Origin of the sequence: Vibrio nereis NBRC 15637, from assembly GCF_001591105.1 — a bacterium.
Taxonomy (GTDB): Bacteria; Pseudomonadota; Gammaproteobacteria; order Enterobacterales; family Vibrionaceae; genus Vibrio; species Vibrio nereis.
Genome location: NZ_BCUD01000023.1, coordinates 35692 through 51922, shown reverse-complemented (window position 1 = coordinate 51922; position 16231 = coordinate 35692). Strand labels below are relative to the sequence as shown.

General features: G+C 45.6%; 14 protein-coding genes and 1 tRNA gene. 7 read left to right on the top strand and 8 right to left on the bottom strand.

Annotation, left to right across the window (positions count from 1 at the left end; all coding sequences use genetic code 11):
* Nucleotides 1-29: 29 nt before the first annotated feature.
* Together VNE01S_RS17320 and orn are read right to left on the bottom strand one after the other, a co-directional pair.
* Nucleotides 30-105: transfer RNA gene (locus VNE01S_RS17320), tRNA-Gly, on the bottom strand.
* Between the two features lie 179 nt (nucleotides 106-284).
* Nucleotides 285-830: an oligoribonuclease gene (orn, locus tag VNE01S_RS17315; protein WP_053397201.1), complete on the bottom strand. Its 546-nt coding sequence runs from the start codon at nucleotides 828-830 to the stop codon at nucleotides 285-287.
* A gap of 111 nt (nucleotides 831-941) precedes the next feature.
* Here orn and rsgA point away from each other — a divergent pair, with 111 nt between their 5' ends.
* From rsgA to VNE01S_RS17280, 7 genes are all read left to right on the top strand, one after another.
* Nucleotides 942-1997 (top strand): small ribosomal subunit biogenesis GTPase RsgA, encoded by a 1056-nt coding sequence (gene rsgA / locus VNE01S_RS17310; RefSeq protein WP_053397200.1) that lies wholly within the window; start codon nucleotides 942-944, stop codon nucleotides 1995-1997.
* 110 nt (nucleotides 1998-2107) lie between these two features.
* Entirely contained in the window at nucleotides 2108-2971 is an 864-nt protein-coding gene (asd, locus tag VNE01S_RS17305) for an archaetidylserine decarboxylase (protein WP_053397199.1), read from the top strand.
* Between the two features lie 171 nt (nucleotides 2972-3142).
* Nucleotides 3143-4558, top strand: a complete 1416-nt coding sequence (locus tag VNE01S_RS17300) for an SLC13 family permease (RefSeq protein WP_053397198.1) — start codon at nucleotides 3143-3145, stop codon at nucleotides 4556-4558.
* Between the two features lie 259 nt (nucleotides 4559-4817).
* A complete protein-coding gene (locus tag VNE01S_RS17295) occupies nucleotides 4818-6698 on the top strand; it encodes a methyl-accepting chemotaxis protein (protein ID WP_053397197.1) in 1881 nt (626 codons plus the stop codon).
* 74 nt (nucleotides 6699-6772) lie between these two features.
* The gene (locus VNE01S_RS17290) at nucleotides 6773-7660 is read left to right on the top strand and encodes a DMT family transporter (RefSeq protein ID WP_053397196.1); all 888 of its coding nucleotides are present in this window, start codon (nucleotides 6773-6775) and stop codon (nucleotides 7658-7660) included.
* Nucleotides 7661-7910: 250 nt separating this feature from the next.
* Nucleotides 7911-9443: a 2,3-bisphosphoglycerate-independent phosphoglycerate mutase gene (gpmM, locus tag VNE01S_RS17285; protein ID WP_053397195.1), complete on the top strand. Its 1533-nt coding sequence runs from the start codon at nucleotides 7911-7913 to the stop codon at nucleotides 9441-9443.
* A gap of 143 nt (nucleotides 9444-9586) precedes the next feature.
* A complete protein-coding gene (locus VNE01S_RS17280) occupies nucleotides 9587-10723 on the top strand; it encodes a murein hydrolase activator EnvC family protein (protein ID WP_053397194.1) in 1137 nt (378 codons plus the stop codon).
* Between the two features lie 86 nt (nucleotides 10724-10809).
* Here VNE01S_RS17280 and VNE01S_RS17275 read toward each other — a convergent pair whose 3' ends face one another.
* From VNE01S_RS17275 to nudC, 6 genes are all read right to left on the bottom strand, one after another.
* Nucleotides 10810-11766, bottom strand: coding sequence for an acetyltransferase (locus VNE01S_RS17275; protein ID WP_053397193.1), 957 nt, complete (start codon nucleotides 11764-11766; stop codon nucleotides 10810-10812).
* A gap of 75 nt (nucleotides 11767-11841) precedes the next feature.
* A complete protein-coding gene (locus tag VNE01S_RS17270) occupies nucleotides 11842-12477 on the bottom strand; it encodes a TetR/AcrR family transcriptional regulator (RefSeq protein WP_053397192.1) in 636 nt (211 codons plus the stop codon).
* 113 nt (nucleotides 12478-12590) lie between these two features.
* The gene (gene hemE, locus VNE01S_RS17265) at nucleotides 12591-13658 is read right to left on the bottom strand and encodes a uroporphyrinogen decarboxylase (protein ID WP_053397191.1); all 1068 of its coding nucleotides are present in this window, start codon (nucleotides 13656-13658) and stop codon (nucleotides 12591-12593) included.
* 303 nt (nucleotides 13659-13961) lie between these two features.
* Nucleotides 13962-14705: a hypothetical protein gene (locus VNE01S_RS17260; protein WP_053397190.1), complete on the bottom strand. Its 744-nt coding sequence runs from the start codon at nucleotides 14703-14705 to the stop codon at nucleotides 13962-13964.
* A 4-nt stretch (nucleotides 14706-14709) separates the two neighbouring features.
* A complete protein-coding gene (locus VNE01S_RS17255) occupies nucleotides 14710-15201 on the bottom strand; it encodes a hypothetical protein (protein ID WP_053397189.1) in 492 nt (163 codons plus the stop codon).
* A 121-nt stretch (nucleotides 15202-15322) separates the two neighbouring features.
* Complete coding sequence (gene nudC / locus VNE01S_RS17250; protein ID WP_053397188.1) at nucleotides 15323-16105, bottom strand: NAD(+) diphosphatase; 783 nt, start codon at nucleotides 16103-16105, stop codon at nucleotides 15323-15325.
* Nucleotides 16106-16231 lie beyond the last annotated feature (126 nt).

The window sequence follows — 16231 nt, the reverse complement described above, 5'->3', positions numbered from 1 at the left end:
AGGGCTATACTGTCCACTTAGAAAGAAAGTGGAGCGACACACGAGGTTCGAACTCGTGACCTCAACCTTGGCAAGGTTGCGCTCTACCAACTGAGCTAGTGTCGCATAAACAACGTTTCCGTCGTTCAGGGCTGCGAATTATAAGAGCTTTATTTTGTGATGCAAGTCCTTCCTGCAAAAAAAAATCGATTTTTTCTCTTTTGATGAAAAAGCACACAGAATCGAACATTTTTCGTTCCAAAACGTTGCCTTAACAGACCAGCCCTATCTTTGAGAGGAGAACTTTAGATACTAAAAATTGTTTTTCGATAGTACTTTAACTCAGCAATAGACTCGCGAATATCATCCAACGCTAAATGACTGCCTGTTTTAGTAAAACCATCTAGTACCTCCGGCTTCCAACGGCGAGTAAGCTCTTTCAGAGTGCTGACATCAATATAGCGATAGTGAAAGTACTCTTCTAATTCAGGCATATGCTTGTATAAGAAGCGTCTGTCTTGACCTATGCTGTTACCACAAATTGGCGATTTACCTTTAGGCACCCACTTTTCTAAGAATTCAATGGTCTGGCGAATCGCCTCTTGCTCATCCACTTTGCTCTTACGAATACGTTCGACTAACCCACTCCCTGTATGCGTTGTGGTGCACCATTCATCCATTTTATCCAGTTCAGCTTCTGGTTGGTGTATTGCGAGTACCGGCCCTTCAGCTAAAATATTCAATTCACTATCGGTGACGATAGTCGCGATTTCGATAATTTTGTGAGTTTCAGGATCTAATCCTGTCATCTCTAAATCAATCCAAATTAAATTTTGATCGCTAAAGGACATAAATCGTTGCCTATTGGTTTTATGATAAAAAGGGTACTATACCCAAATTCTGATCCACTAGATAGCTATCTGATGGGTCCTAAGTAATGACAAATAGTTAAGTAGACAATTGTGGCAAAGAAAAAAAAGCTCACCAAAGGTCAAGTAAGACGAGTACGCAGCAACCAGAAGCGTAAGCTAAAAAAAGAAGAGTCCATTCAATGGGATGAATCGATGCTGGGCACAGCGCAGAAGGGGTTAGTGATCACTCGCTTTGGTCAACATGCCGATATCGAAGATCAGGAAAGCGGAGAAATTCATCGCTGCAACCTTCGACGCGGCATCGAGACTCTGGTCTCTGGTGACAAAGTCATTTGGCGTCCAGGCTTAGAGTCAATGGAAGGTATAAACGGCGTGGTTGAAGCCGTAGAGCCTCGTAGTTCTGTACTCACTCGACCTGATTATTACGACGGTCTTAAACCCGTCGCGGCTAACGTGGATCAAATGATCATCGTTTCATCCGTCCTGCCGGAATTGTCACTCAATATCATTGATCGTTACTTGATAGCTGCCGAAACATTACACATTGCGCCACTTATCGTACTGAACAAAATTGACTTGCTCGAAGAAGAACAATTAGAGCAATACAAAGAGTGGCTGAGTGATTACCAACGCATTGGCTACAAGGTCTTGCTGGTCAGTAAAGAAACCGGCGAAGGTATTCCAGAATTAGAGCAAGAGTTGAGTAACCGAATTAATATTTTTGTCGGTCAATCTGGCGTTGGTAAATCAAGTTTAGTCAATGCGCTCATGCCTGGCTTTGATATAGAAGAAGGCGCGGTTTCTACCAACTCTGGGCTCGGTCAACATACGACCACCGCTTCTCGTCTGTACCACATTCCATCAGGTGGTGACTTAATAGACTCACCAGGAGTACGAGAATTTGGTCTATGGCACCTGGAACCGGAAGAAATCACCAAGGCGTTCATCGAGTTCCAACCGTATCTTGGTGGCTGTAAATTCCGTGACTGCAAACACCTAGACGATCCAGGTTGCATCCTGATCAAAGCAGTTGAAGACGGCGAAATCAGCGAAGTAAGATTCGAAAACTACCATCGTATTCTTGAGAGCATGGCGGAGATGAAAGCCAACCGTCAGTATTCTCGTAATAAGAAAGCCGATCTGTAACGGCTTCTTGCATAATTCGCCATCAATTGATACTGACTTTTAGATTGAATTTGAGTAGTATCTCGCGCCCAAAAGTGAGCAACATACAGTTAACATTGGAAATGAAAACAATGGATAAAATTAAAGTTGGACTGCAATACTGGATCCCACAACACGGTTTAACCCGTTTTATGGGCAAACTAGCTTCAGCAAAAGCTGGCAGTCTAACAACAGCAGTTATTCGCTGGTTCATCAAACAGTACAACGTAAACATGGACGAAGCGAAGCACTCCGATCCTAAGCATTTTAAATCGTTCAATGAGTTTTTTGTGCGTGAGCTAAAAGAGGGCGTACGTCCAATTACCGAAGGCGACTCGGTAATAACACACCCAGCTGACGCGTGTGTTAGTCAATTTGGTCCAATTAAAGATGGCAAATTGATCCAGGCGAAAGGTCATAGTTTTACCGCCCAAGAACTGCTGGGTGGTGATGAAAAGCTCGCAGATGAATTCAAAGACGGTGAGTTTGCTACGCTTTACCTATCTCCTCGAGATTATCACCGTGTTCATATGCCATGCGATGGTGTGTTACGTCAGATGATTTATGTTCCAGGCGATTTATTCTCCGTAAACCCATTAACCGCTGAAAACGTACCTAACCTATTTGCCCGCAACGAGCGTGTGGTGTGTATCTTTGATACGGATTTTGGCCCTATGGCTCAAGTGCTTGTGGGCGCCACGATTGTGGGTAGTATTGAACAAGTTTGGGCTGGCACTGTCACACCGCCACGCGGTAACACTGTTTATAAGTGGGATTACCCGGCAGAAGGCGATAAAGCTGTAATCTTGAAGAAAGGTGAAGAGATGGGCCGCTTTAAGCTTGGTTCAACCGTCATCAACCTATTCACCAAAGATGCCATTACGTTTGACGATTCAATGGACAATGGCAAGTCAACGGTTATGGGTACGGCCTACGCTCACTTAAGCGAAAAATAAGCCTTATCTTACTAAAAAAAGCCTTGGTCATTCCAAGGCTTTTTTTTGACCAAAAGCAATACATTTGCAACATTCTTTAACGGCATTGCAAAACTCGAACCTTAGTCTAAGACCCTAATTTGTTTATTAATTATTCTTGAGCGCAGATTTCTGCTTTAAGGTAAAGAATGTATGCTGAAACTAGACCATAAAATTCTGGTCAAGCTATTGATTTGTTTTGGAATACCACTAGGTGTTCTGTTTATGCCGATCGATACGATCCCAATAGATGACCTGACCCTGATCCAGCACCGGCTGTTGGCTATTTTCTTATTAGCCGCCCTACTCTGGGTACTCGAGCCTGTTCCTGTTTTCGCCACTTCCATTTTGATCATCGCGCTTGAGCTCATTATGATCTCCGACAAAGGCCTGCACCTCTTCCGGACCCCACCCTCTGGGCACGATCTCGGCATATTAATGAACTATACCGATATTTTCAGCGCCTTTTCATCGCCTATTATCATCTTATTTATGGGCGGATTCGCGTTAGCCATTGCCGCATCAAAGTATGAGTTAGACAACAACCTAGCTCGAGTCTTACTGCGACCTTTTGGTCAACAGCCTAAATTTATCATGCTCGGCCTCATGCTGATCACGGCTGTTTTCTCGATGTTTATGTCTAATACAGCAACGACAGTGATGATGTTGGCTCTACTTGGCCCAATTGTCGCTTCAGCGCCTAAAGGTGACCTCGGCATCAAAGCACTGGTACTGTGTATTCCTATCGCGGCAAACACGGGCGGCATTGCAACGCCTATCGGTACTCCTCCAAATGCGATAGCCCTACAATACCTGACTGGTGAACACAGTATTAGCTTCTTAAATTGGATGATGATGGGTCTTCCATTTGTGATCATTCAACTCACCATCGCTTGGTTCTTATTACAAAAACTCTTTCCCTCTTCGCACCAGACGATGCAGTTAAAGTTGGATGGAACATTTCAAAAAAGCTGGCGTGCGATGGTGGTTTACGTCACGTTTGCGGCCACAATATTACTTTGGATGACCACCAGTCTGCACGGCATGAACACCTATGTTGTCTCCATTATCCCACTTGCCGTATTCACGCTCACAGGAATTATGGGCAAAACAGAACTCAAACAGATCAATTGGGACGTACTCTGGTTAGTGGCCGGGGGGATCGCGATTGGTATTGGTTTGGACAAGACGGGCTTAGCGGCAGCCCTGGCTCATGCCATTAACTATGAAGCGTTGTCTCCTGTCTCTGTCGTGATCACCATGTCGGTGGTGTGCTGGCTGATGGCAAACTTCATGTCCAACACCGCCACAGCTAACTTGTTGATGCCTATTGCGGCTGCCATTGGTGCCTCGATGGAAAGTCTCGCTTCTGTCGGCGGATTACAAGGTCTGCTGATTGTGGTGGCGTTCTCGGCGTCACTGGGGATGATTTTACCCGTCTCAACACCACCAAACTCGCTCGCTTACTCGACGGGGTTAATCGAAAGCCGAGATATGGCTAAAACAGGTGTCATCCTCGGCCTTATCGGCTTAATCATCGTCTATGCTGCCGCTCTTATATTGACCTAATCGAGTACTTTGTGACTTCTTGACCTAATTTAGAGCAAGAAGTCACAAAACCGGAAAAAGCCAGTTTTACTGAGAATTACACCAACTAAAGTTCTATTTGGATCAAAAATAACACTGCCAGTTTTGTATAACATCTAGCCATTGCAGCCGCCTCCCTGATCAATATCAGCACTCACATCTCGATCTTTACTGCTGGGAGGCAAATCACTTTGAGTCCACCTCATTTTTTGCTTGTTGTCTAAACAATGAAGGAAAGGCAATGAAAAATACCATAAAACTAAAGATACAAATCGCCATTGCAATCATTATTGCCGTGGTGAGTGGCGTCCAAGCCTGGATATCCGTAAGCCAGCTTAGGCAAGAGACTACCTCTGCGCTAAACAGCGAAATGGAAAATGTCAGTCAAGCGACCGCTCGTTATATTTCTGATTGGTTAGCTATCCGCAGCGACATGATGCTGGCTAACGAGAAAGTCATACTAGACTCCAGCGACGCTGACCGTGAAATGCTTGTGACCAAACGAGCTGGCGGATTCCTATCGGTATACGCAGGTTTCGAAGACGGTTCTATCGCTTACGGGGATAAAACCGAAGACTGGCCTGCCAACTACGACCCACGCACACGTCCTTGGTATCAAGACGCCATGTCGACTTCTGAACTGATTATCACAGAGCCTTATCAAGACTTCGACGGAAGTATTGTGATCAGTTTTGCCAAAGCCTTTACTGGCTCAGAGCAAGGGGTACTGGCCGCCGACCTGACTGTAACCAACATCATTGATGAGGTATTGAACGTCAGTTTAGACAACGATGGTTTTTCATTTCTCGTCGATGGCAACAACAACATCGTCGCTTATAAAGATGAGAAACTAAGCCAGCAACCACTGACGAAACTAAACCCTGAGTTAACCACCAATAAAATCACTGAGCTGATTAACGCTGGCGATATTTCCACGGTAAGTTGGCCATCTCAAGGTGACAAACTGATCTTCGTGGCAAACGTTCCGTCAACAGATTGGTCATTAGGCATTGTGGTGGATAAAGAGATGGCGTTTGCTTCCGTTTCTGAGCAAATTCAGTTTACGGCCCTTGCCTCTCTTGTCCTATACATTGTGATCGCCTCCATCAGTACCTATGTGGTAACTCAGTTGCTCAGACCTTTACAGACTTTGTCTGACGCACTATCTGCGCTGTCACAAGGAGAAGGTGACCTCACACAACGCATTGAGATCCGTCGTAAAGATGAAATTGGCGAAGTTGCGCAGCACGTCAACCAGTTCCTCAGCCAAATGCAAAAAATGTTAGCGAGCATTATTCAGCGTAGCCAGCAATTAGCGACGCAAGCGGAACAAGCGAACAAACTCTCCAGTGAATCTTCTCAGCAAGTTGAAGTCCAGCAGAACGATGTCAACCAAATCGCCACTGCCATTCATGAGATGTCAGCAACTGCGGCGGAAGTGGCCAGCCATGCCGAACTCACCGCGAGCGCATCACAAGGCTCGGCATCTGCATGTGACGATGGTAAACAAGTGATTGAGAAGAACCGTCAGTCCATTGTTGAACTCGCTGAGCAAGTCTCTGCTGCGTCTGGTGTGATTGCTGAACTTGAACACAACACACAAAGTATCAACCAAATTCTATCGACCATTCAGGGCATTGCTGAGCAAACCAATCTTCTCGCTCTAAATGCCGCCATCGAAGCTGCCCGAGCGGGTGACCAAGGGCGAGGCTTTGCAGTTGTCGCCGATGAAGTCAGGGTGTTGAGCCAAAGAACACATGGTTCAACGGAAGAAATTCGCCAAATGATAGAAACACTGCAAAGCAACACCAAGCTGGCGGTATCTAGCATGGAAAGCAGTACCGCCCTGGCCGATACCAGTGTCAACTACGCGCAGCAAGCGTCAGAAAGCCTCAACACCATTACTGCAGCGATCACTGAAATCAACGACATGGCGCTACAGATCGCCAGCGCGGCTGAAGAGCAAAGAGCGGTGAGTGAAGACATCAGCAGAAATACTCAAGGCATTAAAGATGCGTCTGACATTCTTGCAGATCAAGCCCTGCGCAGCAGCGAGAGTGCAACGGACATGTTCGACTCTGCGAACACGGTACGTAAAGAAGTGGAGCGCTTTAAAGTTTAGCGCTTTGTATAAGCAACCATTTGATGCATATTATCAGCCATTAACCTTTCAACGCTCACAAGGATGAGATAGCAATGGGATATGAATGGCTGGCGCTGGCGGCTGCTTTTCTCTGGGCAGTCGCCAGTTTACTTTCTGTCGTACCTGCTCAGCACTTAGGTACCTTTGCCTACAGCCGCTGGAGAATGGGGTGCACATCCGTCATTCTCGCCACCATGGCACTGCTTACTGGTGGCTGGGGTACAGTGGAAAGTGGTGCGATTTCTGCCATGGCTTTTTCTGGTCTGATCGGCATTTTTATTGGTGACACCGCACTTTTCGCTTGTCTTAATCGCATGGGGCCGCGTCAAGCTGGCTTACTGTTTTCTTGCCACGCGGTTTTCTCCGCTGTACTGGGGTACTTTCTCTTTCATGAAAGCATGACAGTGCTAGAGCTGATTGGAGCGGCTCTGGTGTTTTCTGGAGTACTGACCGCCATCTTTTTCGGCCGCAAAGGGCGAGCAAATAACCACTTAGAATCCATCAAAGGTAACGTTTGGATCAGCGTGGGGCTCGGACTGCTCGCGGCACTTTGCCAAGCTATGGGAGGCATCATTGCCAAACCCGTCATGCAAACGAGCATTGACCCTATCGCCGCCTCCGCCATACGCATGATGACGGCCTTTCTCGCGCATTGCTTATTTTTTGCTTCAGGAGCTAAGCTTGCTCGGGCGACACAACCAATGAACTTAAGAATCTTTTCCATTACGGCGGTGAATGGCTTCCTAGCCATGGCGGTAGGGATGACTTTGATACTTTATGCGCTGCGTGAAGGGAACGTCGGCATGGTCGCACTGCTCTCATCCACAACGCCCATCATGCTATTGCCTATACTTTGGATTTACACCAAACAGAGACCTAATCGCTATGCTTGGTTAGGGGCCTGCGTCGCAGTAACGGGAACAGGTATCCTAGTCAGTTAACTCAACCTTTATGCTATCAGACAAATAGAAATAACCGATTTTTCCTTTTAGGTTGAGAGTGAGAGAATACAGCACAATAAAAGGCAAAGTGAGCAATACGAACAACTTACACTGCACTGTATATGAAAGATAGTAACGGCACTTCACAAACAATATTTGATCTTGACCTACAGTTTTGGTTAAAAAGTGTAGTAAAATTACGCTAATTTTGTTTCCAAAGTTACTTTGAAATTTTAACGAGGACATCACTATGTCAGCTAAGAAGCCATTGGCTCTAGTTATTCTTGACGGTTACGGCCACCGTGAAGACACAGCAAGCAACGCAATTGCAAATGCAAAAACACCGGTATTGGATGCACTGCTTGCAAATAACCCAAACACGCTAATCTCAGCTTCAGGTATGGACGTAGGTCTACCTGATGGTCAGATGGGTAACTCAGAAGTTGGCCACACGAACATTGGTGCTGGTCGCGTTGTCTACCAAGACCTAACTCGCATCACTAAATCTATTGCTGACGGTGAGTTTGCTGAAACACCTGCACTGATTGAAGCCGTTGATGCAGCAGTAAAAGCGGAAAAAGCTGTACACATCATGGGTCTGATGTCTCCAGGTGGTGTTCACTCTCACGAAGACCACATCTACGCAGCGGTTGAGATGGCAGCAGCGCGTGGCGCAGAAAAAATCTACCTACACTGCTTCCTAGACGGCCGTGACACACCACCGCGCAGTGCAGAAAACTCACTGAAACGCTTTGACGAACTATTCGCTAAACTTGGTAAAGGCCGCGTAGCATCTCTTGTTGGTCGTTACTACGCGATGGACCGTGATAACAACTGGGAACGCGTTCAAGTTGCTTACGACCTTCTGACACAAGCAAAATCTGAGTTCACTTACGACTCTGCGGTAGCTGGTCTAGAAGCGGCTTACGCTCGTGAAGAAAATGACGAGTTCGTAAGAGCAACAGCAATCAAAGCAGAAGGCCAAGAAGACGCAATCATGCAAGATGGTGATGCGGTTATCTTCATGAACTACCGTGCTGACCGTGCGCGTCAAATCACACGTGCATTCGTTCCTGAGTTCAATGGTTTTGAACGTGCCGTATTCCCAGCAGTTAACTTCGTGATGTTGACTCAATACGCAGCAGATATTCCACTGGCAATTGCATTCCCACCGGCGTCACTAGAAAACACTTACGGTGAGTGGCTATCTAAACAAGGTCAAACTCAGCTACGTATCTCTGAAACAGAGAAATACGCACACGTCACTTTCTTCTTCAACGGTGGTGTTGAAAATGAATTTGATGGCGAGGAACGTCAGCTGGTTGCATCTCCAAAAGTAGCCACTTACGACCTACAGCCAGAAATGAGTTCAGCTGAGCTGACAGAAAAAATGGTTGCAGCGATAAAATCTGGTAAGTACAACACTATCATCTGTAACTACCCGAACGCAGATATGGTAGGTCACACGGGCGTGTACGAAGCAGCTGAGCAAGCAATCGAAGCTCTTGACGCAAGCGTCGGTAAAGTGGTTGAAGCAATCAACGAAGTGGGTGGTCAAATGCTGATCACTGCTGACCACGGCAACGCAGAGATGATGGTTGACCCAGTGACAGGCGGTACGCACACGGCTCACACTAACCTGCCTGTACCTCTAATCTACGTAGGTGATAAAGCGGTTGAGTTTAAAGAAGGCGGCAAACTGTCTGACTTAGCTCCAACGATGCTGACGCTTGCGGGCCTAGAAATCCCAGCAGAAATGACTGGCGAAGTGATCGTTAAATAATCCACGTCAGCACCAATGTTTAGCCCGGGCAATTGCTCGGGCTTTCTTATATCTAGGTCAACAAGTTTTGATATTCTCCTTCCTTCAGAGGAATGTGTTTAGGTATACTGACTTTCCCTCAAAACTCAGGATTGAATTCACCAATGGCAACACGACAACACGGACGACTCTGGGCTCTCCCTAAGCTATCTGCACTTGTGCTGGCTGTTGCTACAACATTCACCTTCCCTGCTTGGTCGGCTTCTCAGTCTGAGTTAAAAGGCGTTTCCAGCGAGATATCTCGACAAAAGAGTTCTCTGAGTGCTCAGCAAAAAAAACTGGACTCACTGCAAAAATCCCTTAAGCAGCAAGAAGTTGGCATTGCTCGCATAGAGAAAGACATTAAAGAAACAAAAACCTCGCTTAGCGCAACCAATCGCAACATTTCAGCATTAGAAGAAAAGGTCGCAACTCTAGAGGACGAGAAGCAACAACAGAGCGACAAGCTCGCTGAACTGCTGCAAACCTACTATGTAACGCAGCGCGCGAAAGACGCGTCTAACCTCCTCAATCAAGGCGTGGAAGAAGATCGTATTAGTCAGTATTTTCAGCACTTAGCGAAACAAAGAACGCAAACGATCAAAGAGCTGGAAAGCACAGTCCAAGAACTGGCCGATAGCCGAGCACAACTCAACGCGGAAAAAGCACAAATTTCGCGTCTACTGGCATCACAGACTGAAAAGCGAGATCAGCTCGCTAAAGTACAGTCAAAACGCAAAAGTACGCTGGGGACAATCAAAAAGAGCATTTCCAACGATCGCGTCTATCTTTCAGAATTGCAGCGAAACGAAACCCGCCTAAAAGCCGAGATAGCCAAAGCCGCTAAACGGAATGCGGTATTAATGGATGGCATCGCCAAGCGTAAGGGGAAACTGCCTTGGCCGCTGAAAGGCAAAGTGCTTCACCGATATGGTACGCGTCAAACGGGTCAACTGAACTGGAAAGGTATGGTGATTGATGCCAATTACGGCCAAGCAGTAAAAGCCGTTTATTCTGGCCGGGTGGTGTTTTCTGATTATCTAAGAGGTTATGGGTTAGTTGTCTTGCTTGACCATGGCAAGGGAGACATGACGCTCTACGGCTTTAATCAGAGCTTACTGAAAAAAGAAGGCGATAAAGTAAAAGCCAATGAGACCATTGCTCTTGCTGGAGATACTGGCGGTCAATCTCGGCCATCGCTCTATTTCGAAATTCGTCGTAATAGTAAAACACAAAACCCGACGCATTGGCTAAAACGCTAATACGCTAATACGCTAATACGCTAATACGCTATTCATTAACTAAGCCCATTAATATTCCAGGAGTAACACTACCTGGAACACATCGTTTAGCCGTAGTAGCGTTCAATCTCTTCAATTAATCGATTCAAATCGGCTCTCTCAAGTGTATTAATTCCCGCTGCTGCTGCCCTTCCGCCACCTGTTGCAAACTGAGAACAGATATCACCCGCCCCTTGTTTGTTGTTTAAAGGCGCACGTAAAGAGACGGTGTACGCCCCACCAGCATTGGCAGTCAACACGACATGGGCTGAATCAGGGGATTGGTTGGCGAGCAAGTTGCCATAAACGCCACTGACTCGACGAGAATAGGGTTCATCGGGGAGTTCAAACACACCTAAAAGTGGGCTTTGGTATTTAGCTTTGATGGACAGCGCTTGCGCCATATCCTCTTGATACGCGCGCTTCAATACATGATATGGGGATTCTTGGTCAGCGATCACAGCAAAAGGATCATCGTAGGCTAAAAGCTCGGTAAACAAGGTGGCTGGCGAAAAGTGCAAATCATCCAATTGCGCGCCATAGCCATTATAGTTAATCAAAGTGCCTAACTCTTTGAGCTGAGCTTTTTGCTCTGAGGTCAAATTGGCTTTGTCCGCCAGTTCATCCGCTCTTGAAATCAGATTATCTCCATACGCGGCGGTGATAGCCCAGAGATGGTACTGCCCACCAAGCAACCGATCAATAATAAGCGCCGTACAGACATTGGCATCCAAGTCGATATGAGCATCCAGAAGAGCACTTTCAGGTATCTGTCCTGCTTTATGATGATCGGCATAAAACACGTGTGCACCCGCACCTAAAGCCGCGTTGAGGCCATCCTTGTTTTTTTCCATCGATATGTCTAGCGCAGTAACCGTATCTCCAGCCTGAAGAGACAGCTTTTCCAGCAACTGAATATCGCGCTTCACGCCTGTGACTAATGTGGACTCTTTGGGCTCAGCCAGACGTAGCTGAAGTAGAGCGATAATGCCATCAGCATCACCATTAAAAACGTCGTAGTGCATAAATAAAAACCCATTAAAATACCTTGATGTACTTTAATGGGTTAGAAATAAACAAACAATTTTAATTAGTTATGACTAAGCATGAATCGCTTTAACGCCATCTTCTAAAAGTTGCAGTTGCTCCAAACCTTGTTCTGTTGCTTTGGGTTTGACCACAGCAATCATCTGCAACATACCTTGGTGGATAATTTGCTCGGTCACTTGTGTTTTTTGCGACATCGCCGCCTGATAACCCAGCCAACTAGAGGCAATTAAGTGCAAAGTCGTCACCAATGACTTCATTTCATCTTCTTCCACCTTTAGTAGTTCCAACTTAACAAACGCGCGCATGATGTTGATCAGGTTGGCTTGAAGCTTCTCTTGCACTTGAATGTAGTCTTCGTGCAAATGGTCATCACGCTGAAGAATTTCCGGCAAGTTGGCATAGAAAAAACGGTACTTCCACATTAAGGTGAAAATGGAGTCTAAATAGTGTTTGAGAAGTACTAAGCTTTCTTGCTGACCTTGAACGGGTGTAAAGCGCTCTAATAACTCATTGGAGTATAACGAGAAGATCTCCCGCACAATCTCTTGTTTGTTACGGAAATGGTAATAAAGGTTGCCCGGACTAATATCAATATGTGCCGCAATATGGTTCGTCGTGATATTACGTTCACCGTATTGATTAAAAAGTTCCAAGGCAGCAAGCACAATTTTGTCGCGTGTCTTCATTCGTTTTCCATATCCTCTTCCATTATTCTTGTCAGTATAGCGGCTAGTGTAACCCGAAACAAAAAAGCGCCTGGTCATATCAGGCGCTTTCACTAGAGTCATGGTACTGTTTGTTACTTGTGGTAAGGCTTAGACAGCTCATGTACCGCTTCAACAAATACACCTGCATTCTCTGGCGGCACGTCTAGGTGGATGCCATGACCCAGGTTAAAGACGTGACCCGTACCACCCTCACCAAAACCTTCTAGAATAGTGGCGACTTCTTCACGAATACGCTCAGGCTGAGCATAAAGCATAGATGGATCCATATTGCCTTGCAGCGCAACCTTATCGCCGATACGTGCTTTAGCATCTGCAATGTTGATTGTCCAATCTAGACCTACAGCATCACAACCTGTTGCTGCGATTTGCTCTAACCACATACCGCCGTTCTTAGTGAATAGCGTGACTGGCACACGACGACCGTCATTTTCACGAATTAGGCCATCCACAATTTTATGCATGTATTGCAGTGAGAATAGGTTGTAGTCACGAGGTGTTAGTACGCCACCCCATGTATCAAATACCATCACAGATTGTGCACCGGCTTTGATTTGCGCGTTTAAATACTCAATCACGCTGTCAGCTAGCTTATCAAGCAGAAGGTGCAGCGTTTGTGGCTCGGCATACATCATTTTCTTGATCTTAGTGAATGCTTTTGAGCTCCCACCTTCGATCATGTACGTAGCAAGAGTCCAAGGGCTGCCAGAGAAGCCGATCAGAGGCACTTCGCCTTGTAGATCTTTACGGATCTGACGCACAGCGTTCATTACGTACTGCAGTTCGCCTTCCGGATCAGGTAGACCAATCTTTTCTACATCCGCTTTACACGTGATTGGGTTATCAAATACTGGGCCTTCACCAGCAGCAAAACGCAAACCAAGCCCCATCGCATCTGGAATCGTTAAAATGTCAGAGAATAAGATCGCTGCATCAAGTGGAAAACGGCGTAATGGTTGAAGTGTCACTTCGGATGCTAATTCTGCATTTCGACACAAAGACATGAAATCACCCGCTTCTGCACGAGTCGCCTTGTATTCTGGTAGGTATCGACCAGCCTGACGCATCATCCATACTGGTGTGTAATCTACTGGTTCTTTTAATAACGCACGCAGGTAGCGATCATTTTTTAATTCAGTCATTCCGTTCTTCCGATTCATAAGACTTACTTTGAGTGGCCGCTATTCTAACATCGTTTTCCTCTCAAAAGCTGTGTGCTTTGCAACCTAGATCAAGTTATCAACTATAAAATCAGTGCTTAATTTGCACCCACTCTGTAACGGTGTTAAAAATTTGTTCGCTAGCGAAAACTACAATTATAAACTGGACACGTGAGTGTTCAGCATCTCATAACGACATCTTACTTACCCCCTCCCTCTCGGAGGGTTTTTTTTGCCTGTTTTTCAACGCATTAAAAAAGCCACCTCGCGGTGGCTTTCAGAAACTTACGATTCGCAGACTTTTTTCATTATTCCCTTAACATACCCTTTAGATAGATACGTAGGGCAAAGCGCTTGTCGAACCGATTGAGACTCAATAATGTAATTTTCAAAATTCTTCAGTGTCGTATTTGCACACCCGTTAATAGCGACATCTTTAGCCAAGTTGAAATTCACATTTTTTGGTCGGTCTAATGTATACAGTAAAGCATTGGCTACTGTTTCATTAGAGCAGTTCTGTGCTGAGTGATTAACGGCACTTGCAAAGAAAGGCACAGCTAACGACTTGGAGACGGCCTGGAAAACTTTGGTACCTTCTTCAAGGCTGAGTTCTCCTGATGGAGACAAAGTTACCATCAACTTTCCGTAGTTCTCGACACACCCTTCCATCGAGTATTGAATGCATGGCTGAGCAGCAGGGATTAGCTGTTTAGTAAACCCCTGAGTGAAAGATTGAGACTCACTCAGGAACGGATAAGTCGCTAGAAGGTGTTGTCCAAGGCCAAGCGCGTTATCTGTGGCACCTGCCGCAACATAACCATCAAAGGCACCAACCGCCCCTTTTTCAACCAAAACTTGCCAATCTTTGTTGCGCTGCGACGGGCGGATATCGCCGACATGAGCGAGTAACTCATTCCAATTTTTCGCATCACTCAGTGCTTGTAAGTCTTCCATTGTGTATTGCGTGTCACTACACCAAGCAGAAAAACTCACCGAAGCAATGCATAAAGGTAATAATGCTTTTTTCATTGCATTAGTTCCAGGCTTGTTTCAGGTACTTAAGTGTCGATGAGTCGTAAGCTGCGTTCGGATTTAATGCTACATTAAGAACACTACCGCCCTCAGCCAAAGCAAATTCTGCTTTACGAGCCTTCACAGATTCTTGGCCAACAAACTGAATTTTCTTAACCTTTTCAAACTCTGCTTTGTACAATGCAGCATGCTCAGTCGTTGTGCACAGTTTAACCATGTCATCATAAATGTAGTTAACTAGGCCACCTAACCAGCCTGTTGTTTTAACCTTATCAAGGCGCGCTTCTGCAAAGTCATAGTTATCCCAAGCAGACCAATCGAAATTTGTGTCTAATACTGGGTTACCACATGCCTGTTTAACCTTTGCAACATTCTCCGCCATCACGTTTTCCGTTAACATACGCTTCGCTTTAACTTCAATACTTGCATGCGCTGAAAGACTCATCATTGAGCATGATGCGATACCTAACACTAGCACTGACTTCAATTTCATTTTGAACACTCCTTTAACAATGAAAATATACAAACACACTCATATTCAGGAGTAGTCTATCAATAGTCATGTCTCAAAAATGATTCATTTACCCTTCTCTTTCTTATTTGGGGTAAAGACCTCAGTCTCCTTTTATGACAGTAATGGTATGCTCAATAAGAGCTCTGGCAATGGTGCCTTTTGGCGCTACGGGTGGCATCTCTTCAATAGAAAACCACTGAGCATCGGTGAGTTCGCTGTAATCTGGCTTTAAAATTCCAGATTCATACTCGGCCAGAAAGCCCATCATCATGCTAGAAGGGAAGGCCCAAGGCTGACTGCCGAAATATTGAATATTCTTAACCTCTATCCCGGTTTCTTCTTTGACTTCACGCGCCACACACTCCTCTAACGTTTCTCCCACTTCTAAGAATCCTGCAATGACGGTATACATACCGTTTCGATGCCGCGGATGCTGTGCTAATAGGATATGTTGCTCACTGCGCACAGCCACAATAATACATGGGAATATTCTTGGGTAATGAAGGGTACGACAATCACCACACTGCATAGCTAGCTGGTTGTGATTGAGGTGGTTTCGCCCACCACAAACTGGACAGAAGCGCATTGATTGGCTCATGTGGCCATATTGAACCGCTTTGCTCATTAGCATAAATAAGGACTCTGGGAAGTCTAAGCACTCCCTTAATGAGCAAAACTCTAACTCAGAATCTACATCTGAAGCGTTCAGCCAATACACAGGGTGGTGTTGATAATGACCAACTTGAATCGCTTTTTCTGCTGGTAGTGATAGATGCTGCGCATGACCAAAGGGGAGTTGATGATCAACCAGCCAAATATCACTTCCTGATACGACACACCAATAAGCATTTTTCGTACGGTTTGTGTCACTATTCTTTAACATTACCCATCCTCTTCGCTTGCAGTTCAACCATTTTACTGGCAATCTAAATTCATACCAGAGTTTGTAGTTAAGCAATTTTCTGGCTATAAATTCTAGTAAGGACAAGAGGTTGTATCTCTAGAATAG

What these genes read in the sequence shown, in the direction of transcription:
- orn (WP_053397201.1), bottom strand. Translation starts at nt 830, where the DNA reads ATGTCCTTTAGCGATCAAAATTTAATTTGGATTGATTTAGAGATGACA.
- asd (WP_053397199.1), top strand. Translation starts at nt 2,108, where the DNA reads ATGGATAAAATTAAAGTTGGACTGCAATACTGGATCCCACAACACGGT.
- VNE01S_RS17300 (WP_053397198.1), top strand. Translation starts at nt 3,143, where the DNA reads ATGCTGAAACTAGACCATAAAATTCTGGTCAAGCTATTGATTTGTTTT.
- VNE01S_RS17295 (WP_053397197.1), top strand. Translation starts at nt 4,818, where the DNA reads ATGAAAAATACCATAAAACTAAAGATACAAATCGCCATTGCAATCATT.
- VNE01S_RS17290 (WP_053397196.1), top strand. Translation starts at nt 6,773, where the DNA reads ATGGGATATGAATGGCTGGCGCTGGCGGCTGCTTTTCTCTGGGCAGTC.
- gpmM (WP_053397195.1), top strand. Translation starts at nt 7,911, where the DNA reads ATGTCAGCTAAGAAGCCATTGGCTCTAGTTATTCTTGACGGTTACGGC.
- VNE01S_RS17280 (WP_053397194.1), top strand. Translation starts at nt 9,587, where the DNA reads ATGGCAACACGACAACACGGACGACTCTGGGCTCTCCCTAAGCTATCT.
- VNE01S_RS17275 (WP_053397193.1), bottom strand. Translation starts at nt 11,766, where the DNA reads ATGCACTACGACGTTTTTAATGGTGATGCTGATGGCATTATCGCTCTA.
- VNE01S_RS17270 (WP_053397192.1), bottom strand. Translation starts at nt 12,477, where the DNA reads ATGAAGACACGCGACAAAATTGTGCTTGCTGCCTTGGAACTTTTTAAT.
- hemE (WP_053397191.1), bottom strand. Translation starts at nt 13,658, where the DNA reads ATGACTGAATTAAAAAATGATCGCTACCTGCGTGCGTTATTAAAAGAA.
- VNE01S_RS17260 (WP_053397190.1), bottom strand. Translation starts at nt 14,705, where the DNA reads ATGAAAAAAGCATTATTACCTTTATGCATTGCTTCGGTGAGTTTTTCT.
- VNE01S_RS17255 (WP_053397189.1), bottom strand. Translation starts at nt 15,201, where the DNA reads ATGAAATTGAAGTCAGTGCTAGTGTTAGGTATCGCATCATGCTCAATG.
- nudC (WP_053397188.1), bottom strand. Translation starts at nt 16,105, where the DNA reads ATGTTAAAGAATAGTGACACAAACCGTACGAAAAATGCTTATTGGTGT.